The organism is Methylobacterium sp. J-043 (assembly GCF_022829505.1).
Classification (GTDB): domain Bacteria; phylum Pseudomonadota; class Alphaproteobacteria; order Rhizobiales; family Beijerinckiaceae; genus Methylobacterium; species Methylobacterium extorquens_A.
Map to the genome: position 1 here is coordinate 118,770 of NZ_JAKSYB010000025.1, position 21,331 is coordinate 140,100.

Sequence of the window (21,331 nt, forward strand, 5' to 3'; positions counted from 1 at the left end):
GCGTGCCGGCTCATCAACAACACAAGGAGAATGACATGGTCGATACGGATAGGATCACGGGAGCCGCGAAGGAAATCGGCGGCAAGCTTCAGGGCGCGGTCGGCGACCTGACCGGCTCGAAGAACGACTCCGCCGAGGGCCGCTTCCGCGAAGCGCAAGGCTCCGCCGAGAACCTCTACGGTCAGGCCAAGGACGCTGTCCGGCACGCCGCCGACGAGGTCTCCGAATACGCCGAGGACGCCTACAGCCAGGGCCGCCGCTACCTGCGCGACGGATCCCGCGATGTCGGCGGGTACGTCTCCGAAGCGCCGGGCACCTCGCTTCTCATTGCCGCCGCCGTCGGCTTCGGCCTGGGCCTTCTCGTCAGCCGGCTCTGACACCTCCCTTCTTCCGACTTCTCTGACCACCGGAGTAATTGCGTGACCACAACTACAGGCCTTTCCCCCGTCGCCGCCGGCGACACGCGGGCCGTGCTGCTCAACGAGGTGTCCTGGGGCGCCATCTTCGCCGGCGCCGTCACCGCCCTCGTGACCCAGGTCGTCCTGAACCTCGTCGGGGTAGGCGTCGGCTTGGCCTCCGTCGGCACCAACGCCGCCGACAATCCCGCCGCCTCCACCTTCTCGCTCGGTGCGGGACTGTGGTTCGTGGTCTCCGGCATCGTCGCTTCGCTCGCTGGCGGTCTCATCGCCGGCCGCCTCTCCGGCAAGCCGCTGCCCGGCGTGGCCGCCCTGCACGGCCTCGTCGCCTGGGCGGTGACCACGCTGGTGGTTCTGTACCTCATCACCTCGGCTGCGAGCGGCCTCGTCGGCGGTGCGCTCGGCACGGTTTCGGGCGCGCTCGGCGGCGCCGGCAACCTCGTCGGCGGCACGGTGCAGACCGCGGCCCAGGCCGCGGCCCCCTCGCTGTCGAAGATCTCCAACCCGCTCGACGGCATCGAGCAGAAGGTTCGCGAGCAGGCCGCCGGCCAGGACCCGCAAGCCGCCCGTGATGCGGCCGTCGCGGCGGTCCGCGCCGTCCTGTCGGGCGACCCGGCCCAGAAGGAGCAGGCCAAAGCCCGTGCCGCCGACGCACTCGCCAAGGCGCAGGGCATCGCGCCCGACCAAGCCAAGGCGCAGATCGACGGTTACGAGAAGCAGTACGAGCAGGCCGTCGCCACGGCCAAGCAGAAGGCCGAAGCCGCCGCCGTCGCCGCCAAGTCCGCCGCCACTCAGGGCGCCTTTTACGCGGCCCTGGCGCTGATCCTCGGCGCACTCGCTGCCTTCTTCGGCGGACGCATCGGCGCTCCGAAGCCCGCGACCTTCGTCGGCGCCTACGACGCTCGCCGCGTCTGATCACCCTCCCCTCGGCTCCCGCCACCGGCGGGAGCCCCCAACGACCGGCGCTGCCGGTGAACCCCTACCGCCAAAAGGAGAGCATCCGATGAGCAGCACGACCGACAAGATCAAGGGCCTGGCCAACGAGGCGACCGGCAACGTCAAGCAGGGCATCGGCAACGTCACCGGTAACGACAAGCTCGTCGCCGAGGGCAAGGCCCAGGAGTTGAAGGGCGAGGCTCAGAAGACGGTCGGCGACGTCAAGGACGGTGCCAAGAACCTCGCCGACAAGGTCACCGGCAAGCACTGATCCCGGGGGTCGATCCCTAGGCGGGGCCGGCCGAGCCGGCCCCGCCCCTTTCCCCCTTTCGCCCTTCCCACCCGTCATTCGGAGAGAGCCATGAACCGCGATCAGTTCCGCGGCGCGTCCCGTCACATCAAGGGCCGCGCCCAGACCGCGCTCGGCGGCGTCACCGGTGATCCGGTCCGCCAAGTGCGCGGTGCCGCGAATCAGGTGGCCGGAGGAGCGCAGTACGCCTACGGCAGCGCCCGCGACCGCATCGAAGATCTCGCCCGCGACGGCGAACACCTCGCCCACTCCGCACGCGAGCGGGCCGACGACCTGATTCAGGACGGGCGCCGTCATGCCGGCGAGGCCCGCCGCCGCGGCCGGGATTACGGTCGCCGGGCCGTCCGCTACGCCGATGCCAACCGCACCTCGACCCTGCTCGGCATCGCCGCCGCCGCCTTCACGCTGGGCTGGCTCGCACGTCCGTCGCGCTGAACGCCGCAACTCGGGAGACAACCATGATCCGCAAGCTTCTCACCGCCCTCGTTCTGCCGAGGGTCATCGCCTTCGTCAGCCGCCGGCTCACCGGCCGGGCTACGACTCCGACGCGTCATAGGCGCTGAGCCTCCGGAACAGGAGGAGAAACCCTGACTGGTCGAGTTCGCCCGTGCCGCGACCTTGGCCGGTCATTCGGCCCCGGTCGTTCCCATGGGCCGGCCCCCGATAAAACCCTCAGTCCAGCGACCGTCCCACGGGCGACCTACCCTGGGGACGTGCGGCTATCGCAGCATGAACCGGTCGGCCTTCGGTGCCTCGCGTCCGATCTCGCCCAAGGCATCGAGGATCGCCGCATCGGCGGTGTGCAGCAGGGTGTCGAGGGGCAGGTCGTTGGCGTCTGTGCCGAACGGCTCCTCCAGCTCGTCGCCGAGCGCGTCGAGGCCGAAGAACGCATAGGCCACGAGCGCGGCGACGATCGGGGTGGACCAGCCGAGCGAGCCGGCGAGCCCGAACGGCAGCAGTAGGCAGTAGAGCCAGGCGGTCCGATACAGCAGCAGCGTGTAGGCGAAGGGCAGCGGCGTGCCGTGAATGCGCTCGCAGGTCGCCTGGATCGCGGAGAGGCTGGCGATCTTGTGCTCCAGGCTCACGAACAGCACGTCGCTCAGCGCCCCGGCTTTCGCAGCCCCGGCGAGATCCCGCGTCAGTCCCGTCAGCGCCGCGTCGGCCCCGCTCGGCCTTTGCCCGAGGGTCGAAAGTTCTTCCGAGGTCAGCCAGGGGGCGAGCGCGTTGGCTTCGTCGAGCCCGCGCAGGCGGGCGTGCAGGGCATGGGCGAAGCCGGCCCCTCTGCGCAGGCAACGGCGGCGCAGGGCCTCGTATTCAGGTTCCGGCAGCAGCGCCGGCAGGAGCCGCGCGAGGCCGCGCAACTCGACGATCAGGCTGCCCCACGCCCGCCGCGCCTCCCACCAGCGATCGTAGCAGGCGCCGTTGCGAAAGCTCAGGAAGATCGAGAGCGCGAGCCCGACCAAGGTGAAGGGGCCGATGCCGGCCGTGATCGGAAACCAAGCCGGGTGCCGCTGCTCGATCGCCACCACGAGAAAGGAGAGCGCGGCGATCACGATAACCTGAGGCGCGACCTTCGGCAGGATCGAGCCGCGCATGGCGAACAGGATCGTCAGCAGGCCGGGGCGGGGGCGGACGATCATGGCGTGTGTCTCAGCCGGCGCAGGCCGCGACCAGCCGGCGCATGAAGGCCTCGCCACGGGCGAGTTCGTCGAGGGTGATGAACTCGTCGGGCTGATGCGCCTGATCGATTGAACCCGGCCCGCACACCACGGTGGTGATGCCGGTCCGCTGGAAGCGCCCGGCCTCGGTGGCGTAGGGCACGGTGATCGTCGCATTTCGGCCGGCGAGCCGCAGAGCCAGCCGCTCGGCCTCCGAGCCCGGATCGGGCGCGAGCCCCGGCACGGAGACCTCCTCGACCGTCGCGATGCGCCCGAATTCGCCGTAGCGGTTGAGACGTTCGCGGGTCACCCGTTCGCAGGCCCTTGTGAACAGGGCGGGGATCTCGGCCATGTCGAGATCGGGCAATCCGCGGAACTCCCAGAGGAAGGTGCAGAGCTTCGGCAGGATGTTGCGGGCGGTGCCGCCCTCGATCACGCCGACATGGACAGTGGTATTCGGCGGGTCGAACCGGCCGGAGGCGTCGCCGCGAACGACCATCGCGTCGGCGATGCGGTTCAATTCGGCGATGAGGTCGGCGGCCGCCATCACCGCATTGGCGCCGAGCCCGGGCTTGGCCGAATGGGCCGCGTGGCCGTGCACCGTGGTGTTGTAGGTCACCACGCTCTTGTGTGCGTCCGCGACCTGCATCTCCGTCGGCTCGCCGACGATCACGGCGCCCGGCCGCGGCAGGTCCGCGCCGAAGCGGGCGATGGTGTCGGCGACACCCAGGCAGGTGGTCTCCTCGTCGTAGGAGAGCAGGATGTGGATCGGCCGTGTCAGCCCGGCTTCCAGCGCCGCCGGCACCATTGCGAGCGCGAGGGCGTCGAACCCCTTCATGTCCACGGCGCCGCGGCCGTAGGCCCGTCCGTCGGCGACGCGGAGGCGGAACGGATCGGAGGTCCAGGCCTGCCCCGTCACCGGCACCACGTCGGTATGGCCGGAGAGCACGACGCCGCCGTCGGTCATCGGCCCAAGGGTGGCGAACAGCGCGGCCTTGTCGCCCTCCGCGTTCGGCACCCGGATATGGGGCACGCCCCAGCCATCGAGATAGCCGGCCACGAAGTCGATCAGCGCGAGGTTTGACTTAGAACTCTCCGTGTCGAACGCGACGAGCCGCTCCAGAAGCTCCAGCGGTGTCAGGCGGGTACCGCCGGCCGGCGTCGTCAATGGACGACGCGGCGCAGATGGGGCGAATCCAGCGAGAAGGCCGGGATCTCCGCCTCGAAGCTCTCCCCGCCGACCGTGGACATCGTGTAGCTGCCGGCCATCAGGCCGTCCGGCGTGGTGAGGGGGCAGCCGCTGGTGTAGCTGAACGACTCGCCGGGCTCGAGAACCGGCTGCTTGCCGACGACGCCCGCGCCGCGCACCTCCTGGCAAGCGCCACGTCCGTCGATGATCCGCCAGTGGCGCGAGCGCAGCTGCACCTGTTCGCTGCCGTTGTTCACGATCTCGACCGTGTAGGCAAAGAAGTAGCGGCTCTCGCCCGGCGAGGATTCCTCCTCGACGAATCGGGGCTCCACCGTCACCATGATGCCGCGCGTCTCGGCCTTGTACATCGCGTGAAAGCATCTCCGTGGACGGCGCGCAGGCCGCATCGCGACATCTGCGACGCGCCGTGGTACGTGGCGCCAGAAACCTCGTCAATCACGGTATCCTACGGTGAGCCGAGGCCGGAGACCACGTGCCGAACGCTTCGCACCGGGGAGAATTCGAGGGAGCCGTGACGGCTGCACGGCCCGATCGACCGCCCTTGGCGGCGGGGCCGGCTTTCGGCTCCCTCCTGATGCTCGCTCTCGCCATCGCCTTCGCGTGGTGGGACCCGGCTCAGAACCGGTGGCCGGCGCTCGCGCTCGTGATGGCGCTCGGCCTCGATACCGCCGCACGGATCGCGGCTCGGGCCGTTCGACAGCGGACGGGCGTGGAGACTGAGATCCGCGGCCTTCCCTCGCCGGTGCTCGCGCTCGGGAATGCGGCGTGGATTGCCGCGATCGTGGCGGCTGTCTCGGCCGGCTTGCGGCCCGCGCTTTTTCCGCTGATGGCGAGCGCGCTCGCCGGACTCGTGGCGATGGGCGCCGTCGCGCGGCTTGCGCTGGCGCGGATGGTCTTCGCGATCGAGGCGGCGGAGCGCGCGGCGGACGAGGCCAAACGCAAAGGCGAGGGGACGGGACGATGAGCGCAGACGTGCCGGCAGCATCCGGTATCCTGCCGGCGCAGGCCATCACGGCGCTGACGCAGGCCGGGGCGATCCGCCCCGCGACAGCCTACGCCGCCGACCAGATCCAGCCCGCGAGCCTCGACCTGCGGCTCGGCAGCCGCGCCTACCGGGTGCGCACGAGCTTCCTGCCCGGCAGCGGACGCTCGGTCGCGACCTGTGTTGAGGCCTTCGCGCTGCACGAGATCGACCTGACGCAGGGCGCCGTCCTGGAGACGGGCTGCGTCTACATCGCCGAGTTGCAGGAAACCCTGGCGCTCCCCCCCGATCTCAGCGCCAGCGCCAACCCGAAAAGCTCGACCGGGCGTATCGATGTGTTCACCCGTGTCATCACCGACCGGGCCAGCGCCTTCGACCAGATCGAGGCGGGCTATGCCGGCCAGCTCTACGCCGAAATCTCGCCGCGAACCTTCCCGGTGCGGGTCCGGACGGGCTCGCGCCTGTCGCAGATCCGCTTCCGCCAGGGCGACCCGCGGCTGCGGGAGGTGGAACTCGCCGCGCTCCACGCCAGCGACCCGCTGATCGATATCGCATCACCCTCGCTTCAGGGCGGCGTGCCGGTCTCGGTCGATCTCGCCGGCTTCGACGGGCTGATCGGCTACCGGGCCAAGCGCCATACCGGCTTGATCGATGTGGACCGGCCGCGCGGCCACCGCACCCGCGACTTCTGGGAGCCGCTGCCGGCCGACGGCAGCCGCACGCTGATCCTCGATCCGGGCCAGTTCTACATCCTGGCCTCGAAGGAGGCGGTGCGGGTGCCGGCCGACCACGCGGCCGAGATGGTGCCGTTCGATCCGCTCGTCGGCGAGTTCCGCGTCCACTATGCGGGTTTCTTCGATCCGGGCTTCGGGCTCAGCGAAGCGGGCGGGGCCGGAGCCCGCGCAGTGCTCGAAGTGCGCTCGCGCGACGTGCCGTTCCTCTTGGAAGACGGCCAGATCGTCGGCCGCCTCGTCTACGAGCGCATGCTGGAACGGCCCGCGACCCTTTACGGCGCCGCAGGTGCCGGCTCGAACTACCAGGCGCAGGGACTGAAACTCTCGAAGCATTTCGCCAGTGAGCCGGAGCCGCCCGCGGCCTGATCGATCCACCGCGTCCGGGGGCGTCGACGCGCCAGCGCATCGGCAAAACGTTGCCGAATGCCCCTGCCTTGCGACATAGGCGTAAAACCGGCGCTGCCCTCGAACCTTCAGGCGCCGACGCGCTCGTGCTCCTCCATATCCGGCGCCACCTGACCGAAGTTGAGCACCGAGACCAATGTCACACCGCCCACGACGTTGCCGAGCAGCGTCGGGACGAAGAACCCGGTGACATACTTCGAAAAATCGATTTCGCCGGTGGCGACAAGGTAATAGGCATCGACCGAGCCGGCAACGATGTGGGCGAGCCCGCACATCGACACCAGCCACGTCATCAGGATGATGATGAACGGTGCCGCCGAGCCCGTGGCTGGCAGGATCCACACCATGAGGGCGATCAGCCAGCCCGCGAACACCGCCTTGATCACCGTAGTCCAGAACGGGTCCTCGATGGTGTGGCGGCTGATCTCGACGAAGGCCTCCCGCACCTCCGGCTTGAACGCATCGGTATGGGCCAACACCGAGGCGATGGCGATCGTCGCCAGGATGTTGGCGACAAGGACGATGCTCCAGAGCCGCACGACCCGCATCAAGGCCGCGAACGTCCTCTCGGTGAGGAGCGGCAAAATCGGCGTCACCGTGTTCTCGGTGAAGAGCTGCTGGCGCCCGAGCACGACGATGAGGAATCCGACCGAGTAGCCCATGCTCGTGATGAGTTCGGCCCAGGGGGCGTGCGGCAGATGCCCCTTGAGCACGCCGGGCACGATCAGCGAGAAGCCCATGGTGAGCCCGGCGGAAAAGCCCGACAGCAGGAGCGCCAGCCACGTGCGGCGCATCTCCTCCTCGCCCTCGCGCCGGATGATCTCATGCAGGATCACCGCATCCGGGCGGTGAGCCTTCTCGACCTGGGCGTCGTCCTTCTCGCGGGTGTGGGCGCCGTGAGTCTTGGGTTCATCCTGGGGCTTCGGCTCTCCGTACGTGCTGGATTCCTGGGACATGCGGCCCTCGGCGGTCGTCTCGTCGCAGCCTAACGTACGGCAGCGCTTGCGTGCTCCCACCACGCAGAAATTTATTTCATGAGCGCGAGAGCGAGCCCGGCAGCGACGTGCCTATGATTGCAGGCCCGCCAGCAACGCCTCCACGGCCGCCCGCGTCGCCGCCACCGCATCCGCGTCCCGCCCGCGCACAACAATACGGTTGCGGAACCCCTCCGGCGTCATCGACGGGTAGGAGCCGATCGAGACGTCGCCATGCGCGGCAGCGATCTCGGTGAGGCCGCCGGCGAAATTGCCCTCGGGGATCGCGCCCGCCTCGATCGTCTCGGACAGCACCGGCGCGTTGCCCGTCAGCGTCGGGCGGATCTCGTCGAGCATCGCCGCCATGATCTGCGGCACGCCGGCCATGACGAAGACATTGCCGAGCCGGAAACCCGGCGCCTTCGACACGGGGTTGGCGATCAGGTCGGCCCCGTCGGGGATGCGGGCCATGCGCAGCCGCGCCGCGTTGAGGTCTTCCGGCCGGTGGCGCTCCAGCAGCATGGCGCGGGCTCGCGGATCGACATCGATGCCGACGCCGAAGGCCGCCGCCACGCTATCGGCGGTGATGTCGTCGTGGGTCGGGCCGATGCCGCCGGAGGTGAAGAGATAGGTGTAGCGCGCCCGCAGCGCGTTCACCGCGGCAGCGATCTCCTCCTTCACGTCCGGGACGATCCGCACCTCGCGCAGATCCACACCGATCTCGGTCAGCACCTCGGCGATGGTGCCGATGTTCTTGTCCTTGGTGCGGCCCGAGAGGATCTCGTCGCCGATGACGAGGATGGCGGCAGTGACGTCGGAACTTTTGGACATGCGGCCTCGGAGGCGATGATCGGGGTGGAAGCTAGGGCGCGGATGCGCGAAAGCGAAAGCCCCTCGTTCCGCCCCGGCCCACGATGCGTTTCCCCACTCCCTTGATCGAAGGGCGCCTCGTGCGGCGCTACAAGCGCTTCCTCGCCGACGTGACGCTGGCCGACGGCACGGAGGTTACCACGCATTGCGCTAATCCCGGCGCGATGCTGGGGCTGAACACGGAAGGGTTTCGCGTCCTCCTCTCGACCTCGACCAACCCGGCGCGCAAACTCGGGTTCTCGTGGGAGCTGGTGGAGGCGGAGCTCCCCGGCGGGCCGCAGTGGGTCGGCATCAATACGGCCAGGCCGAATGCCCTCGTCGCCGAGGCCTTTCGTGAGAATAAGATCGCGCCTCTGCTCGGCTACGAGACGCTCCGGCCGGAAGTCGCCTACGGCAAGGCGAGCCGGGTCGATTTCCTGGCGAGCGGCGGCGGCCTGCCGCCCTGCCATGTCGAGGTCAAGAACTGCCACCTGATGCGGCAGGCAGGTCTCGCGGAGTTTCCCGATTGCAAGGCCGCCCGCTCGGCCCGCCACATGGAGGAACTGGCCGGCGTCGTCGCCGCGGGCGGACGGGCGATGCTGATCGTGGTGATCCAGATGCGGGCCGACGCCTTCGACGTCGCCCGCGACATCGACCCGGCTTTCGATCGTGCACTTCGTGCCGCCTTGGCGGCGGGCGTCGAGGCCTATGCCTATACCTGCGCGGTCGGGCCGGAGGGCGTCGCCATCGACACGCCGGTCCCGATCCTCACGCCGGGCGCGTCGGCTCAGTCCGCTCGAACATCAGGTTGAGCCGCGTGCGGGCGATCTGGCGGTAGCCGTACTTGTTCAGCAGGTTCGGCAGGTCGATCTGCCACTGGTCGGCGCCGTTCTCGATGACGAGCAGCGACGGGAGAAGGGAGGCCGGCGCATCGCGCAGGAACGGCTCCAAGATCAGATCCTCGGCGCCCTCGACATCGAGCTTGATCGCGTCGATGCGCTCGATCCCTTCCGAGCGGCACAGCTCTACCAGCGTCACCGCCGGCACGCGGACCGTCGCGTTCTTGTGGGTGCCGACGATCTTCACGCTCGACTCGCCGCGGTTGCGCGGATCGATGAACAGGGTCAGTTCGCCGGACTTGTCGGCGACCGCGCAGGCGATGGCCTTCACCGTGCCGAACGGGTTCTGGCCGATGTTGAAGGTCAGCCGGTCGAACACGTCGGGCTGCGGCTCCACCGCGAGGATGCGCGCCCGCCGGCCGGTGAAGCCCGCCACGAACAGGGCATAGGCGCCGATGTTGGCGCCGATATCGAGGAACACCGCATCCTCACGCAGGCGCTCCTTGAGGAAGGCCCGCTCCTGTGGATCGAAGAACTGCGGGGTGAAGAGCACCTTCTTCTCGCAGTTGTTGTTGTAGGGGTGCAGCCGCATCCGCGCGCCGTAGCGCTCAACGTCGAGCGGCCGGCCGCGCATCATCGAGATGGCGAGGCGGCGCAGGAACATCGCCATCCGCCGGGCACGCCAGGAATGCTCGGGGAGCTTCTGCGTGCGCTCCGCGATCCGCGCAACGAGGCCGGTGGGTGCGTAGGTGCCGTAGGGCGAGGTGTCCGTCATCGTGCCGGGGTGATGCCAGCCCGGCGCAGCCGCGGCAAGTCGGGCGCCGATGCGCGCGACGCGCCAAACGCCGTCGGTTGTCGCACGAAGCGCAATCGCTGCCTTTGACAACGGCGCCCCGGCACCCGAAGACATCGGCATGCAGAGCTTCGACTCCGACGGCGTGCAGATCGCCTTTATCGACGCGCCGGCCAAGGAAGGCGCCTCCGGCGGCGGCGCTCCCATCCTCCTGATCCACGGCTTCGCCTCGAACCACGCGGTGAACTGGGTCAATACGCTCTGGGTCCGCACCCTGACCGAGGCCGGCTACCGCGTCGTCGCCCTCGACAACCGCGGCCACGGGCAGAGCGAGAAGCTCTACGAGCCCTCCGCCTACACCTCCGACCAGATGGCCGGCGACGCGGTGCGGCTGCTGCGCCATCTCGGCATCGAGCGGGCGGATGTGATGGGCTATTCCATGGGTGCCCGCATCGCCGCGCACATGGCGCTCGATTACCCGGCGGAAGTCCGCTCGCTGTTGATCGGCGGCCTCGGCTTCAACCTCGTGGACGGGCGCGGCCTGCCGCAGGGTATCGCCGAGGCGCTGGAGGCGCTCCCCGGCGCGCCCGCGCCGAACCCAACGGCCGCCTCCTTCCGCACCTTCGCCGAGCAGACCAAGAGCGACCTGCGGGCGCTGGCCGCCTGCATCCGCGCCTCGCGCCAGACCCTGTCGCGGGCCGAACTCTCGGCCATCGACACGCCGACCCTGGTCTCGGTCGGCACGCTCGACACGGTGGCAGGCTCGGGCCCGGAACTGGTCAAGCTGATGCCGAACGCCCGCGGCCTCGACCTGCCGAACCGCGATCACTCGACAGCGGTGGGCGACCGGCTGCACCGCAAGGGCGTCCTGGAATTCCTGGAGCAGCGTCCGTAGCGGCGCGGTTCGCGGGGCAGAGCCTGTCTCGCTTGGCGCCTTGGCCAGCCCGAACGACCTATTGGTGGTAGATCGTTTGACGGACTGCGCCCGGAGCCCGATTCGCCCCTAAGCTCTGGCCATTCTTGAGGAATGGGCCATGTCGGGTCGGACTTCGCAGACAGCCGCGGACGGTGTCCTTCGCTCGGTCTTGGCGGACGCGCTCGCCAGCGCGCTCATCGTCCTGGCGATCCTGCTGCTGGTCTTCGGTGGCACAGCCCTGGCGCGTCCGAAGCTCACCTATGAAGCGGGCAAGGTCGTCGGCTTGAGCAACCTCTCGACCGACGATGGCTGCCTTCCGGCCAAGATGGCGGGTCGGGTGGTGAAGCGGGCGTTCGGCCGCGACGGCCTCTATCTCGAGGCTATCATCCTTGAGGAGCGATCCGGTCAGCGCACCTTCATCAACATCGAGGACGGTGATCGAAACCTCGACGCCGCCACCAACGGCGCAGTCAAACAGTCGTTTGAGACTATGCTGAGCGTCGGCAAGCCGGTTTCGCTCCGCGTTCTCGGATGTGGGGCGGCGGCGCAAATCCTGTCGCTCGACGCCGTGCGATCGCTCTGAGCGGTGCGGGTTTCAGCGCGGTTCCGGGGTCGGATCGGCGAGCCAATCCGGAATCCACGGCTGAGGACGCGGCGCCCGTGCGAGATCGGTCTGCGCCTCCGAGACCGACACCGGAGCGCCGCCGAGGCTCGGCCGGCTCTGATAGTCGAAGCGGGGCAGGATGCGGCCCTGCGCATCGAGCGTCAGATGCACCTCGAACCAGAGGCCGAGTTCGGGATCGGACCGGTGCTGCTCATCGCGCAGGGCGCGCAGAAGCGGTGCGACGGCGGCGGCCTCCGGGACGGGCTGCGGCCCGCGGCGATAGACCTGCACCTCGCAGAGCGCACCGACGACGGCGGCTCTGAGCCGGGTCCGATCCCACGGGGTCTTGCCGGGCGGACGATGGGCAGCCAACGCGCGTCCGATCTCGATCAGGATCGGATGCTCGGCCCAGTAGGCCTCGCGCTCGTGCATCCAGGCTTCCATCCGCGCTGCGAACACGGTTGGGTTGCAGGTCTCATTCGCCAGTTCGTTCAGGCGCTCCGAACCGATGCGCGCACCGAGCCATGCGGCGAGGGCTTCGCGCCCATCCTCCAGCGCGGCCCCAGCCTCGTCTTCGTCTTCCTCCTCATCCTCGTCGGCGGCGAGATCGCTCCAGGCCGTCCCCGAAAACGCATCGCGGGCGAGCTTGGCCAGAAAGCCTTCGAGTGAACCCGCGAGCACCGCCGCATCGCCCTCGGAGCCGAGGCCGACGATGGGGCTCGCCGCTGTCGGCGCGCCCTTCGGATGCCAGAAGCCGACGAGCGAGCCGTCGGGCAGATACAGAAACAGCGAGAATTCCCTGCGAAGGGCGCTGCCGTCGACGATCGGTGCCTCGTCGCTGAGGGTTCCCTGCAAGCGGAAGCAGCCGAGGCTACCCCAGGGCCGCCCGTCGAGCCAATCGGCGAAGTCGAGGAGGAGCGGGGGCGGTTCGTGCCCCGGCGCAAAGGCGGCCGGAAGGCTGTCGCGCGTGACGATGTAGGAATCCTGCGCCATCTTCCCCCTCTGCCATCCCGTCAGCTCTTCAGCCGGTACCCCGTGCGGAAGATGTAGGTCACGAGCCCGAGGCACAGGGCGAGGAACGCCAGCGTCGCGGCGATGCTGACGCCGACCGCCACGTCGCCCTTGCCGAAGAAGGCCCAGCGGAAGCCGCTAACGAGGTAGACGACCGGGTTGAACAGGGTCACCGCACGCCAGAACGGGGGCAGCATGTCGATGGAGTAGAAGCTGCCGCCGAGGAATGTCAGCGGCGTGACGATGAGCAGCGGCACCAGTTGCAGCTTCTCGAACCCATCCGCCCATAGGCCGATCACGAAGCCGAACAGGCTGAAGGTCAAGGCCGTGAGCAGCAGGAAGAACACCATCCAGAACGGGTGCTCGATGTGCAGCGGCACGAACAGCGAGGCGGTGGCGAGGATGATGAGGCCGATGATGATCGACTTCGTCGCCGCCGCGCCGACATAGCCCAGCACCACCTCGAACGGCGAGATCGGCGCCGAGAGCAACTCGTAGATCGTGCCGGCAAAGCGCGGGAAGTAGATGCCGAAGGCCGCGTTCGAGACGCTCTGCGTCAGCAGAGAGAGCATGATCAGCCCCGGCACGATGAAGGCTCCGTAGGGAACGCCGTCGACCGTCTGCATCCGCGAACCGATGGCGGCACCGAACACCACGAAATAGAGCGAGGTGGAGATCACCGGCGCGACGATGCTCTGCAGCGCTGTGCGCCAGAACCGGGCCATCTCGAAGCGGTAGATGGCGAGGACCGCCGGGACGTTCAGCATGGATACGCCCATCATGCGCGCTCGCGGACGAGATCGACGAAGATGTCTTCGAGCGAGCTCTGGCTGGTATCGAGGTCGGTAAACGCGATGCCGGCATCGGCCAGCTCACCGAGCAGGCCGGTGATGCCGGTGCGCTCGCGCCGCGTGTCGTAGGTGTAGACGAGGCTGCGCCCGTCCGCGCCGAGGTGGAGGTCGTGACGCGCGAGGTTCTCCGGCAGGACGCTGACCGGCTCGCGCAGGTGCAGGATGAGCTGCTTCTTGCCGAGCTTGCGCATCAGCTCGACCTTGTCCTCGACGAGGATGATCTCGCCCTTGCGGATCACGCCCACCCGGTCGGCCATCTCCTCGGCCTCCTCGATGTAGTGCGTGGTGAGGATGACCGTGACGCCCTGCTCGCGCAGGCGGCGCACGAGGCGCCACATGTCCTGGCGCAGCTCCACATCGACGCCGGCCGTCGGCTCGTCGAGGAACAGCACCTGCGGCTCGTGGGCGAGCGCCTTGGCGATCAGGACCCGGCGCTTCATGCCTCCGGAGAGCTGCATGATGCGGCTCTCGCGCTTGTCGTACAGGGAGAGATCCCTGAGCACTCGCTCGATATGGGCCGGGTTCTTGGGCAGCCCGAACAGGCCGCGGCTGAAGCTCACCGTGTCCCACACCTTCTCGAAGGCGTCGGTAGTGAGTTCCTGCGGCACCAGTCCGATCATCCGGCGCGCGGCGCGGTAGTCGCCGAGGATGTCGTGGCCGCCGACGCGGATCTGGCCCGTGCTCGGCGTGACGATCCCGCAGACGATGTTGATGAGGGTCGATTTGCCGGCACCGTTCGGCCCCAGCAGCGCGAAGATCTCGCCCTTGGCGATGTCGAGGTTCACGTCGCGCAGGGCGTGCAACCCCGACGCGTAGACCTTCGAAAGGTTCGCGATCGAGACGATCGGTGGCATCGGGGCTCGGGATTGGCGGATGGGGGCCGCCCTATAGCACGGCGACAGAACCGGTGAACCCTGCCGGTCGCTGGTTACATTTCCCGCTGTTTTCTTCGCCCTCAGTGCCCGGTCCGCGGAACCGGTCTCCGCTCCGGGATTTGACGAACTGTTCTCCTGCGACAAATCACCCCTAACCCGACCTGCCCTCGATGCGATGGCGGGTCGTTTTTTTGGATCATCCTGGCAGCCGTCCGGCCGCCTCCCGCTCGCGCAGGTAATCCTCGGTGGTGCGCGGCTTGGCCGGCGGCGCGGCGTGCGGGTCGAAACCCTGCGTCAGCGCCGCCTCGACGCGGCAATCGTCGCACATCATCAGCGAGCGGATGCGTTGCTCGCCGGCCTCGCCGGAGAACATCCAGTGCCGCTCGCGGAGCTTGCCGATCACCCGCTCGATCGTGGCGCGGGTGCCGAACGGCTTGGCGCAGGTGATGCAGCAGAACGGCTCCTCCTCCTTCACGATCCGGCGCGGCTCGCTCCACGCCTCGAAGTCGATCTGCGGCTTCAGGCTGATGACGTCCTCCGGGCAGGTGGCCGCACACAGGCCGCACTGCACGCACAGGCTCTCCTCAAACGCCAGCAACGGTCGCTCCGAGCTGTCCGACAGGGCATGGGTCGGGCAGGCGCCGACGCAGGAGAGGCAGAGCGTGCAATCCTCGGTGCGGAAGTTCAGCCCGCCGAACGGCGCCCCGGCGGCCAGCGGCACCGTGGCGACCGGGGTCGGCGCGGCCGCATGCATCTCGCGGAAGGCGAGGCGCAGCATCTCGCGCTTGCCGCCGACGGGCACGAAACCGGCCGGTGCCGCGGTCGCACGGCCGGGGGCGGCCGAGCGGAGCGCCGCGCCGAGCGCGTCGGGGTCGTCGGTCTCGATCAGGGCGACGGTCGGCGCCTCCGTGCCGCTGCCGTAGCCGAGGGCGTCGGCAAGCGTCCGGGCAAGCGCCACGGTGCGGTGCAGGCTGTCGAGGTCGTGCTTGGGGCGCTCGCGCACGAGCACCCGCGCCACGGCCGCACCGTAGGCGAACAGCGCGGCCAGAACCTCGGGGCCGAACTGCGTCACTTCGTTGACCCGCACCGGCAGGACATGGGCCGGCAGGCCCTCACCGTAGCGGCCGAGGGCGTCGATCAGCGGCTCGCCGTGGTCGCCGTCATAGAACAGCACCACCGCGTCCGCGCCGCCGGCGGCCCGGTAGGCGCGCATCAGGCTGCGCAGGCGGCGCATCAGCGCATCGGCCGGCGGCAGGGCGTAGTTCGCCGCGCCGGTGGGGCAGACGGCGGCGCAGCTTCCGCAGCCGGCGCAGACATAGGGGTCGATCGCCACCGTGTCGCCGGCCGGCGCGATCGCCCCGGTCGGGCAGACGTCGAGGCAGCGGGTGCAGCCGGTGATGCGCGAGCGGGAGTGGGCACACAGATCGCCGCGGAAATCGATGAAGCGGGTCTTGTCGAACTCGCCGACGAGGTGGGAAGCCGCCATCACCGCGCGCTCGACCGCAGCCGGGTCACGCGGGTCGGCCCGCAGGTAGCCGCTGCGCAACTCGTGCGCGGGGAAGAGCGGCGTGCCGCCGCTGAGGTCGAGGATCAGGTCGCAGGTCGAGACCGCCCCGTCGCGCCCTGCCCCGAACACGAGGTGCGTGCGCGAGGACGGCGCCGGCAGGGCGTAGTCATCGATGCGAAGGTCGAACGCGCCGAGATGGCCCGTCGCCCCACGCACCGTGCCGCGGATCACCGGGAACTCGTTGCGGTGGAGCGGCGCGACCTCGCCGGGTCGGCTCAGGAGGACGGTGACGTCGAGATGCTCGGCCAGACGCCGCCCTGCCTCGATCGCCGCCTCGTCGCGCCCGTAGATCAGGGCAACGCCGCGGCTCTCCAGCGGCACCGTGCCGGCGGCGGGGACTGCCTCCGCCGCCGCGGCGAGCAAGGCCGCCATCTTCGGACCGGCCCGGTCGGCCTCGGACGACCAGCCGGCGGTTTCGCGGATCTTGGCGAAGGTGACGCGCTCCTCCGCCTCCATCTCGGCGGCGATTTCCTCGAAGAGCGGCGCCTGAAGCGTGCAGGAGACCGTGACGGGAAGGCCCGTGGCCAGGGCCTCGCGGTAACGGTCGAGTTCTCGCCCGCAAAGCTGGTCGGCGGCGCGCACGCGGGAGCCGCAACCCTTTTCCAGGACCGCGACATCGAGCGGCATCGTCTTCTCGCAGGAACAGGCGAACACGAGACGATCGGACACGATTGAACCTGAGACGATGGGGAGCGCGAGGGCCTTCGCGCGGAAGCCTGCCTTCCCTATACTCGTATCATTCTAAAACGACGAACGGACATGCGAGCGCAGGTGCCTCGCCCGAGATCGCCTATGACCCTCCCCCTCGATATCGGATCGCCGGGCCTGCGCCTCGCGCCGCTCGTCCTGCCGCCGGCCTTCACCGGTCTCGTTGCAGCGGGCTCCGCGGCGGGGCTGGCCTGCCGGATGGCAGAGAGCGGTGAGGCCGACGCCGCCACCCTCCTCATGGAAGAGCGCGACGACGTCATCGCCTTCGCGGTGGTGCTGGCGCCGATCGAGCCGCTGGCTACGGCGCGCCGTGCCCTCTTCGTCGGGATGCAGGCGCTCGCCGACGCGGTCGGCGCGTTCGGGCCGCCGGAGATTCCGGTGACGTTCCACTGGCCCGACACGCTGAGCTTCAACGGCGCCCGTCTCGGCGGGGGGGCGCTGCACTGGCCTCAAGGCTGCGAGGAGACCGAGACGCCGGACTGGCTCGTCTTCTCGGCGATGCTGATCGCCTCGAAGCGGGATGCGGGCGACCCCGGCCTCACGCCCGACTCGACCTCGCTGGAAGAAGAGGGCTTCCCCAAGGACCTGCGCGAGCCCTTGGTCGAGAGCTTCGCCCGCCATCTCACGAAAGCGTTCGAGATCTGGGACGAAGACGGCGCCGCGCGCTCGACGGGGCGCTATCTCACTCGCCTCATGTTGCCGACGGGCGTGCGGGCGACGATCGAACCGAGCGGCGATGCCCGGCTCGTCCACGCCGACGGCCGCAGCGAAACCCTGAAGCTGCTGCCGGCGCTGATCTCCCCCTCCTGGCGCGACCCGGACACCGGCGCGGTGCGGCTTTGAGTGCGGGCAAGCTGCCGCGGACCCTGCGGCTCGACCCCTCCGACACCTTCGTCTTCGCGCGGGCCGCCGAGGCCGGAGAGTGGGCGGTGACGGGCTCGTTCCTGTTCTTCGATGCCGACCTCTCCGCACTCGCGGGCAAGGAGCGGGCGGCGTTCCGCTCCGGCTTCGTCGGCGTGCGCTCGTTCGGCTTCTCGACGCTCGTCGTCGTCAGCGAGGCGAGCGACGCCGAGCGCGCGGCGGCGGTCGAGGATCTCGCCCGCCACATCCACGAGCGCTTCGGCGCACCGGATCGCGAGGCAGCCCGCGCCGCGGCGCGCGAGGAGATCGAGGTCGCGGCCTCGCTGTGCAACCTGCCGGTCGGCAGCGTCGTGGCGATGCACCGGAGCGAGCGCGATGGCGAGATCGCGGAGGAGTTCCGCACCCTGCACCAGCGCGCACCCGGCGCCGACCCGCTGCACGGGCGCGCCTTTCACTTCGTCGAGACCGACGAGGACGGGCCCGACGAACAGGCCGACCTCGTCGGACTTCTGAGCAACGCCTCCGCGGGGGCCGAGAGAGCATGACCGAGTTCTGGGTATCGAGCGGCCATCACCTGACGCAGCGCACCGAAGGGGGCGGGCTCGCTGTCACGGACGAGTTGATCCTCGCCTATCTCGCGCGCCCCGAACTGGTGCCGCCGGAGGAGGCCTGCGCGGCCGAACGCGCGCTGCACGCGGGCCTTCTTTCCGATCCGCGCCGGCCGGTCTCGAGTAGCGAACTCCGAGAAATCGCGGACGCGGATGCGCGGGAGAACTGGGAGGTGATGCTCGCCTTCCGCGAGCGGCTGCTTACGGCCCGCTCGGTGGAGGCGGCCTATCTCGCCCTCGTGCGCGGCGGGTTGCAGGGCGTGCCGGGGCTGTTTCTCACCCAGCTCGTGCATCTCATCCTGCGCAACGCGCTCGATGCTTGCGAGGACCCGTTCGTGCTGCGCGCCGCAGAATTGTTCTTCCGCTCGCAGCGCGCCAGCCTGCACGAGGGCGCGGTGCTGCTGGCGGACGCCGAGGTGATCGAGGCGCGGGAGGGCGGTGCGCCGCTCTCGCCGCTGGTGACGATGCTCGGCAAGGAAGCGGCGAGCGAACTCGACGTGCTCAACGAGGAGAACGCCTGGACCTACTGGAGCCGGTCGGACGCCTTCACCCTGGCGCTCAATCTCGGCACAAGCGGCCGAAGCCGGGCGGGGCTGGCGCGGGCGATCGAGGCCTTCGTGCGCCACCTCCTCAACGCGGAGGTGACGGTGACGCCTCTCGACCGGCTGGAGGATCCCGATTGGCGCTGGTTCGTCGGGCTCGATGCGGAGGGCACGCGGATCGGCAACGCGCTCTGGCGCGGCGAGACGCTGGACGAGGCCGCCCGCGAGCGGGTGATCGCGGTGTTCAGCCTCACCTTCGCCGATCCGGCCCGCGTCGATCCCCGGGTCGGAGAGCGGCCAGTCTATCTCCTGCTCGCCATGACGCCGGACAAGACCGTGCAGCTCAAGCCACAGAACCTCGTCGTCGGATTGCCGCTGGCCTCCGACCGGGCCGCCGCGTGAGGTCGGACATGACACCGGAACAGATCCCGGACGACCGCTTCGAGGTCGGCATCATCGTGGCGCGCCGCCGCCTGAAGGGGCTGTGGGCGAGCCATGCCTGGATGCCGGTCGAGGCGCTGCCGGCGGCGCCCGAAACCGCGCCCTGGACCCAGCTCTCCGAGACCGAGGAGGAGGCTACCTTCTACGCCGGCGCCCACGAGGTCACGCTGCACATCGCCGAGACGGCGCATTACCGCGACAACCTCGTCTCCGGCCGCCCCTCGCTCTGGGTCACGCTGCACGCCACGTCCGAGGACACCTACACGGTGGCGAGCGTGACCGCCGATCCCTACGAGGGCGAATCGATGGCCGAGGGCATCGGCGAGATCGTCGAAGCGGTGCCGATGCCGCCCGAGGTGCAGGCCAAGCTGCTCGCCTTCTTCGAGGCCTTCCACATCGAGCGCAAGTTCGAGAAGCGGAAGCGCGACCGCGCGGACCCCGAGGCCCTGGCGCGCCGCGCGCCCGGCACACAGGGGAAACCGGAATGAGCGGCAGCTTCCTCTCCCGCTGGGCCCGCCGCAAGGAGGCCGTGCGCGCCACCGAGCGGATTGTTGCGCCCGCGATCACGGACGGGACGGAGGCGGAAGCCGCTCTCGACGCAGAGGCACAGGTCGGGGAAGAATCACCTGCGCTTCAGCCCGTCGCCCTAACCGGCGACGAACCGGAGGCGGGGCCGGACGATCTTCTGGCAAGACTTCCCTCTCTCGACGCCTTGACGCCCGAGACCGATCTCACCGCCTTCCTCCAGGCCGGCGTGCCGACGGCCCTGCGCAACGCGGCCCTGCGGCGGATGTGGTCGCTCGATCCGGCGATCCGCGACTTCGTCAGCGAGGCGCGAGAATACGCCTACGACTGGAACACGCCCGGCGGCGTGCCGGGCATGGGTCCGCTCCTGCCGACCGACGACGTGAAGGCGATGCTGAAGCGGATCATCGACGGCGTCCCCGTGGCAACCGAGGAGGAACCGGGCACAGAGCCGGAGGAGGTGCCGATGGCTTCGTCCGACGAGCCCGTGGAGATCGCCGGTGCGGCGCCCGCTGAACCCGACACCGCAACCGAACCTGTGCCGCTATCGCCTCCGGATATGCACGCCCCGGTAGCGGCCGCCGACATCGACGCCCCGGAAGTCGTACGGCCTACCCTCCCCCGGCCCCGCCTGCGGCGCCATGGTGGTGCGATGCCCTCGTAATTCACGCGCATTTCGATTGCGGCAAAGCAAAACGCTTTTTATTATCGGTCCAAACAAGCGGTCCTGCAGGCGGGCCCGAGGAAAACGATGAGTTCGGTCGCGTCGGTGATGGCACTTCCGGGAGATGAGGTGTCTGGGGTCGTCGGCGTTGCGGACGACATCGACCTCCTGCGCGCGCAGCAATACGACCTCCTGGCTGCCTTGCTCGGCCGGGCGCCCGGTTCGGCGCTGCTCGCGGCACTCGCCGGGCTGAAGGAGGGCGACGGGGTTCTCGGCCGGCAGGTCTCGGCCCTGCGCCGTGCGGCGGCGGAGACCGATACGGACACGGTCGAGCGCGAGTACTTCGCGCTGTTCATCGGCGTCGGCCGCGGCGAACTCCTGCCATACGCTTCCTACTATCTCACCGGCTTTCTCAACGAGCGTCCGCTCGCCCGCGTGCGCGAGGATTTCTCCGCGCTCGGCATCGAGCGGGACGAATCGATGAGTGAGCCGGAGGATCATCTCGCGATCCTCCTCGAGGTCATGGCCGGGCTTGCAGCGGGGCGGTTCGAGGCAGAGCCCGGCATGCAGGCGCGCTTCTTCGCCCGGCACATCATGCCCTGGGCGGACCGTTTCTTTGCCGACCTGGAGAACGCGAAGGCGGGCCGGTTCTACCGCGCGGTCGGTGGGCTCGGCCGCGCCTTCATCGAGATCGAGGCGGAAGCCTTCGCCATGGAAGGCTGAAGAGCTTCTCCGTCGTGACAAATGGAATCGAGGCGCGTTGCCCCCAAGCAGGCAGGCGCCGGAGGAGACGAGGGTGATGCGACAGGATCCGAAGACGCTCGGTCGTCGCCAGTTCTTTCGGGCGCTCGGCGGCAGCACGGTGGCCGCCGCGGCGGCCGTCGCCTCGCCGATGGGGGCGACCGAAGCGCAGGCCTACGATCCGGGTAACGACGAGACCAAGGCCCGTTACCGGGAGAGCGACCACGTGAAGGCGTTCTACCGGACCAACGGCTACGAGACGCTCAAGAAGAACACCGATCCGGCTTCCACCGGTCCGAAGTGAGGCTGCC

Annotated in this window: 26 protein-coding genes; 16 read left to right on the plus strand and 10 right to left on the minus strand. The window is 69.4% G+C overall.

The window, feature by feature from the left end; all coding sequences use genetic code 11:
• The first annotated feature begins 35 nt into the window (after nucleotides 1–35).
• The 4 genes from MKK50_RS02065 (at nucleotide 36) to MKK50_RS02080 (ending at nucleotide 2,097) form a co-directional block, all read left to right on the plus strand.
• A complete protein-coding gene (locus MKK50_RS02065) occupies nucleotides 36–377 on the plus strand; it encodes a CsbD family protein (protein ID WP_253367812.1) in 342 nt (113 codons plus the stop codon).
• Nucleotides 378–419: 42 nt separating this feature from the next.
• Nucleotides 420–1,331 carry a PhnA-like protein gene (locus MKK50_RS02070; protein ID WP_499020049.1) on the plus strand — a complete coding sequence of 304 codons (912 nt, stop codon included), beginning with the start codon at nucleotides 420–422 and terminating at the stop codon, nucleotides 1,329–1,331.
• Between the two features lie 88 nt (nucleotides 1,332–1,419).
• A complete protein-coding gene (locus tag MKK50_RS02075; RefSeq protein WP_253367808.1) occupies nucleotides 1,420–1,623 on the plus strand; it encodes a CsbD family protein in 204 nt (67 codons plus the stop codon).
• Nucleotides 1,624–1,713: 90 nt separating this feature from the next.
• Nucleotides 1,714–2,097 carry a CsbD family protein gene (locus MKK50_RS02080; protein ID WP_499020051.1) on the plus strand — a complete coding sequence of 128 codons (384 nt, stop codon included), beginning with the start codon at nucleotides 1,714–1,716 and terminating at the stop codon, nucleotides 2,095–2,097.
• 284 nt (nucleotides 2,098–2,381) lie between these two features.
• On the opposite strand, the gene MKK50_RS02085 is transcribed toward MKK50_RS02080, so the two are convergent.
• Genes MKK50_RS02085 through apaG form a run of 3 tightly spaced genes read right to left on the minus strand, consistent with a single transcriptional unit; the run spans nucleotide 2,382 to nucleotide 4,877 of the window.
• The gene (locus MKK50_RS02085; RefSeq protein WP_499020053.1) at nucleotides 2,382–3,302 is read right to left on the minus strand and encodes a bestrophin family protein; all 921 of its coding nucleotides are present in this window, start codon (nucleotides 3,300–3,302) and stop codon (nucleotides 2,382–2,384) included.
• Between the two features lie 10 nt (nucleotides 3,303–3,312).
• Complete coding sequence (gene argE, locus MKK50_RS02090; protein WP_499020054.1) at nucleotides 3,313–4,488, minus strand: acetylornithine deacetylase; 1,176 nt, start codon at nucleotides 4,486–4,488, stop codon at nucleotides 3,313–3,315.
• Nucleotides 4,485–4,877, minus strand: coding sequence for a Co2+/Mg2+ efflux facilitator ApaG/CorD (gene apaG / locus MKK50_RS02095; protein WP_253367797.1), 393 nt, complete (start codon nucleotides 4,875–4,877; stop codon nucleotides 4,485–4,487). The genes argE and apaG overlap by 4 nt, the downstream gene beginning before the upstream one ends.
• Before the next feature lie 164 nt (nucleotides 4,878–5,041).
• Here apaG and MKK50_RS02100 point away from each other — a divergent pair, with 164 nt between their 5' ends.
• Together MKK50_RS02100 and MKK50_RS02105 are read left to right on the plus strand one after the other, a co-directional pair.
• Nucleotides 5,042–5,494 (plus strand): hypothetical protein, encoded by a 453-nt coding sequence (locus tag MKK50_RS02100; RefSeq protein ID WP_499020055.1) that lies wholly within the window; start codon nucleotides 5,042–5,044, stop codon nucleotides 5,492–5,494.
• A complete protein-coding gene (locus tag MKK50_RS02105; RefSeq protein ID WP_253367795.1) occupies nucleotides 5,491–6,612 on the plus strand; it encodes a 2'-deoxycytidine 5'-triphosphate deaminase in 1,122 nt (373 codons plus the stop codon). Before MKK50_RS02100 ends, MKK50_RS02105 begins: the two co-directional genes overlap by 4 nt.
• Before the next feature lie 107 nt (nucleotides 6,613–6,719).
• Here the strand turns inward: MKK50_RS02105 and MKK50_RS02110 are convergent, their stop codons facing one another.
• Nucleotides 6,720–7,607: a formate/nitrite transporter family protein gene (locus MKK50_RS02110; protein WP_499020058.1), complete on the minus strand. Its 888-nt coding sequence runs from the start codon at nucleotides 7,605–7,607 to the stop codon at nucleotides 6,720–6,722.
• 111 nt (nucleotides 7,608–7,718) lie between these two features.
• A complete protein-coding gene (locus tag MKK50_RS02115) occupies nucleotides 7,719–8,456 on the minus strand; it encodes a competence/damage-inducible protein A (RefSeq protein WP_499020059.1) in 738 nt (245 codons plus the stop codon).
• 83 nt (nucleotides 8,457–8,539) lie between these two features.
• Here MKK50_RS02115 and sfsA point away from each other — a divergent pair, with 83 nt between their 5' ends.
• Nucleotides 8,540–9,286, plus strand: a complete 747-nt coding sequence (sfsA, locus tag MKK50_RS02120) for a DNA/RNA nuclease SfsA (protein WP_499020062.1) — start codon at nucleotides 8,540–8,542, stop codon at nucleotides 9,284–9,286.
• Here sfsA and MKK50_RS02125 read toward each other — a convergent pair.
• On the minus strand, nucleotides 9,243–10,088 hold the full coding sequence (locus MKK50_RS02125) for an FkbM family methyltransferase (RefSeq protein ID WP_499020065.1): 846 nt from the start codon (nucleotides 10,086–10,088) through the stop codon (nucleotides 9,243–9,245). The genes sfsA and MKK50_RS02125 overlap by 44 nt on opposite strands.
• Before the next feature lie 139 nt (nucleotides 10,089–10,227).
• Here MKK50_RS02125 and MKK50_RS02130 point away from each other — a divergent pair, with 139 nt between their 5' ends.
• Both MKK50_RS02130 and MKK50_RS02135 read left to right on the plus strand, forming a co-directional pair.
• On the plus strand, nucleotides 10,228–11,001 hold the full coding sequence (locus MKK50_RS02130; protein WP_499020067.1) for an alpha/beta fold hydrolase: 774 nt from the start codon (nucleotides 10,228–10,230) through the stop codon (nucleotides 10,999–11,001).
• Nucleotides 11,002–11,140: 139 nt separating this feature from the next.
• On the plus strand, nucleotides 11,141–11,605 hold the full coding sequence (locus tag MKK50_RS02135; RefSeq protein ID WP_499020069.1) for a hypothetical protein: 465 nt from the start codon (nucleotides 11,141–11,143) through the stop codon (nucleotides 11,603–11,605).
• Nucleotides 11,606–11,617: 12 nt separating this feature from the next.
• Here the strand turns inward: MKK50_RS02135 and MKK50_RS02140 are convergent, their stop codons facing one another.
• The 4 genes from MKK50_RS02140 to MKK50_RS02155 all read right to left on the minus strand — a co-directional run bounded on the left by MKK50_RS02140 (nucleotide 11,618) and on the right by MKK50_RS02155 (nucleotide 16,557).
• Nucleotides 11,618–12,619 carry a hypothetical protein gene (locus MKK50_RS02140; protein WP_499020071.1) on the minus strand — a complete coding sequence of 334 codons (1,002 nt, stop codon included), beginning with the start codon at nucleotides 12,617–12,619 and terminating at the stop codon, nucleotides 11,618–11,620.
• A gap of 20 nt (nucleotides 12,620–12,639) precedes the next feature.
• On the minus strand, nucleotides 12,640–13,419 hold the full coding sequence (locus MKK50_RS02145) for an ABC transporter permease (RefSeq protein WP_012252177.1): 780 nt from the start codon (nucleotides 13,417–13,419) through the stop codon (nucleotides 12,640–12,642).
• The gene (locus tag MKK50_RS02150; protein WP_253367779.1) at nucleotides 13,416–14,342 is read right to left on the minus strand and encodes an ABC transporter ATP-binding protein; all 927 of its coding nucleotides are present in this window, start codon (nucleotides 14,340–14,342) and stop codon (nucleotides 13,416–13,418) included. Before MKK50_RS02150 ends, MKK50_RS02145 begins: the two co-directional genes overlap by 4 nt.
• Nucleotides 14,343–14,559: 217 nt before the next feature.
• Nucleotides 14,560–16,557: a 4Fe-4S binding protein gene (locus MKK50_RS02155; protein WP_499020150.1), complete on the minus strand. Its 1,998-nt coding sequence runs from the start codon at nucleotides 16,555–16,557 to the stop codon at nucleotides 14,560–14,562.
• A 165-nt stretch (nucleotides 16,558–16,722) separates the two neighbouring features.
• Here MKK50_RS02155 and MKK50_RS02160 point away from each other — a divergent pair, with 165 nt between their 5' ends.
• The 7 genes from MKK50_RS02160 to MKK50_RS02190 all read left to right on the plus strand — a co-directional run bounded on the left by MKK50_RS02160 (nucleotide 16,723) and on the right by MKK50_RS02190 (nucleotide 21,324).
• Nucleotides 16,723–17,481 (plus strand): biotin/lipoate--protein ligase family protein, encoded by a 759-nt coding sequence (locus MKK50_RS02160; RefSeq protein ID WP_499020074.1) that lies wholly within the window; start codon nucleotides 16,723–16,725, stop codon nucleotides 17,479–17,481.
• Entirely contained in the window at nucleotides 17,478–18,044 is a 567-nt protein-coding gene (locus MKK50_RS02165) for a DUF6505 family protein (RefSeq protein ID WP_499020076.1), read from the plus strand. The genes MKK50_RS02160 and MKK50_RS02165 overlap by 4 nt, the downstream gene beginning before the upstream one ends.
• Complete coding sequence (locus MKK50_RS02170) at nucleotides 18,041–19,051, plus strand: DUF6352 family protein (RefSeq protein WP_499020078.1); 1,011 nt, start codon at nucleotides 18,041–18,043, stop codon at nucleotides 19,049–19,051. The genes MKK50_RS02165 and MKK50_RS02170 overlap by 4 nt, the downstream gene beginning before the upstream one ends.
• An 8-nt stretch (nucleotides 19,052–19,059) precedes the next feature.
• Nucleotides 19,060–19,578 carry a DUF3305 domain-containing protein gene (locus MKK50_RS02175; protein WP_499020080.1) on the plus strand — a complete coding sequence of 173 codons (519 nt, stop codon included), beginning with the start codon at nucleotides 19,060–19,062 and terminating at the stop codon, nucleotides 19,576–19,578.
• Nucleotides 19,575–20,279: a DUF3306 domain-containing protein gene (locus MKK50_RS02180; protein ID WP_499020082.1), complete on the plus strand. Its 705-nt coding sequence runs from the start codon at nucleotides 19,575–19,577 to the stop codon at nucleotides 20,277–20,279. The genes MKK50_RS02175 and MKK50_RS02180 overlap by 4 nt, the downstream gene beginning before the upstream one ends.
• A gap of 87 nt (nucleotides 20,280–20,366) precedes the next feature.
• Nucleotides 20,367–21,002 (plus strand): TorD/DmsD family molecular chaperone, encoded by a 636-nt coding sequence (locus MKK50_RS02185; RefSeq protein ID WP_499020083.1) that lies wholly within the window; start codon nucleotides 20,367–20,369, stop codon nucleotides 21,000–21,002.
• 76 nt (nucleotides 21,003–21,078) lie between these two features.
• The gene (locus MKK50_RS02190; RefSeq protein WP_003601742.1) at nucleotides 21,079–21,324 is read left to right on the plus strand and encodes a formate dehydrogenase; all 246 of its coding nucleotides are present in this window, start codon (nucleotides 21,079–21,081) and stop codon (nucleotides 21,322–21,324) included.
• The last annotated feature ends 7 nt before the right edge of the window (nucleotides 21,325–21,331 follow it).

Excerpts from the sequence above, each read along its gene's own strand:
- MKK50_RS02130 (WP_499020067.1), top strand. The coding sequence starts at position 10,228 with ATGCAGAGCTTCGACTCCGACGGCGTGCAGATCGCCTTTATCGACGCG.
- MKK50_RS02110 (WP_499020058.1), bottom strand. The coding sequence starts at position 7,607 with ATGTCCCAGGAATCCAGCACGTACGGAGAGCCGAAGCCCCAGGATGAA.
- MKK50_RS02135 (WP_499020069.1), top strand. The coding sequence starts at position 11,141 with ATGTCGGGTCGGACTTCGCAGACAGCCGCGGACGGTGTCCTTCGCTCG.
- apaG (WP_253367797.1), bottom strand. The coding sequence starts at position 4,877 with ATGTACAAGGCCGAGACGCGCGGCATCATGGTGACGGTGGAGCCCCGA.
- MKK50_RS02105 (WP_253367795.1), top strand. The coding sequence starts at position 5,491 with ATGAGCGCAGACGTGCCGGCAGCATCCGGTATCCTGCCGGCGCAGGCC.
- MKK50_RS02175 (WP_499020080.1), top strand. The coding sequence starts at position 19,060 with ATGACACCGGAACAGATCCCGGACGACCGCTTCGAGGTCGGCATCATC.
- MKK50_RS02115 (WP_499020059.1), bottom strand. The coding sequence starts at position 8,456 with ATGTCCAAAAGTTCCGACGTCACTGCCGCCATCCTCGTCATCGGCGAC.
- MKK50_RS02150 (WP_253367779.1), bottom strand. The coding sequence starts at position 14,342 with ATGCCACCGATCGTCTCGATCGCGAACCTTTCGAAGGTCTACGCGTCG.
- MKK50_RS02155 (WP_499020150.1), bottom strand. The coding sequence starts at position 16,557 with ATGCCGCTCGATGTCGCGGTCCTGGAAAAGGGTTGCGGCTCCCGCGTG.
- MKK50_RS02190 (WP_003601742.1), top strand. The coding sequence starts at position 21,079 with ATGCGACAGGATCCGAAGACGCTCGGTCGTCGCCAGTTCTTTCGGGCG.
- MKK50_RS02065 (WP_253367812.1), top strand. The coding sequence starts at position 36 with ATGGTCGATACGGATAGGATCACGGGAGCCGCGAAGGAAATCGGCGGC.
- MKK50_RS02180 (WP_499020082.1), top strand. The coding sequence starts at position 19,575 with ATGAGCGGCAGCTTCCTCTCCCGCTGGGCCCGCCGCAAGGAGGCCGTG.
- MKK50_RS02185 (WP_499020083.1), top strand. The coding sequence starts at position 20,367 with ATGAGTTCGGTCGCGTCGGTGATGGCACTTCCGGGAGATGAGGTGTCT.
- MKK50_RS02080 (WP_499020051.1), top strand. The coding sequence starts at position 1,714 with ATGAACCGCGATCAGTTCCGCGGCGCGTCCCGTCACATCAAGGGCCGC.
- MKK50_RS02160 (WP_499020074.1), top strand. The coding sequence starts at position 16,723 with ATGACCCTCCCCCTCGATATCGGATCGCCGGGCCTGCGCCTCGCGCCG.
- MKK50_RS02145 (WP_012252177.1), bottom strand. The coding sequence starts at position 13,419 with ATGATGGGCGTATCCATGCTGAACGTCCCGGCGGTCCTCGCCATCTAC.
- MKK50_RS02170 (WP_499020078.1), top strand. The coding sequence starts at position 18,041 with ATGACCGAGTTCTGGGTATCGAGCGGCCATCACCTGACGCAGCGCACC.
- MKK50_RS02085 (WP_499020053.1), bottom strand. The coding sequence starts at position 3,302 with ATGATCGTCCGCCCCCGCCCCGGCCTGCTGACGATCCTGTTCGCCATG.
- MKK50_RS02125 (WP_499020065.1), bottom strand. The coding sequence starts at position 10,088 with ATGACGGACACCTCGCCCTACGGCACCTACGCACCCACCGGCCTCGTT.
- MKK50_RS02140 (WP_499020071.1), bottom strand. The coding sequence starts at position 12,619 with ATGGCGCAGGATTCCTACATCGTCACGCGCGACAGCCTTCCGGCCGCC.
- MKK50_RS02075 (WP_253367808.1), top strand. The coding sequence starts at position 1,420 with ATGAGCAGCACGACCGACAAGATCAAGGGCCTGGCCAACGAGGCGACC.
- sfsA (WP_499020062.1), top strand. The coding sequence starts at position 8,540 with ATGCGTTTCCCCACTCCCTTGATCGAAGGGCGCCTCGTGCGGCGCTAC.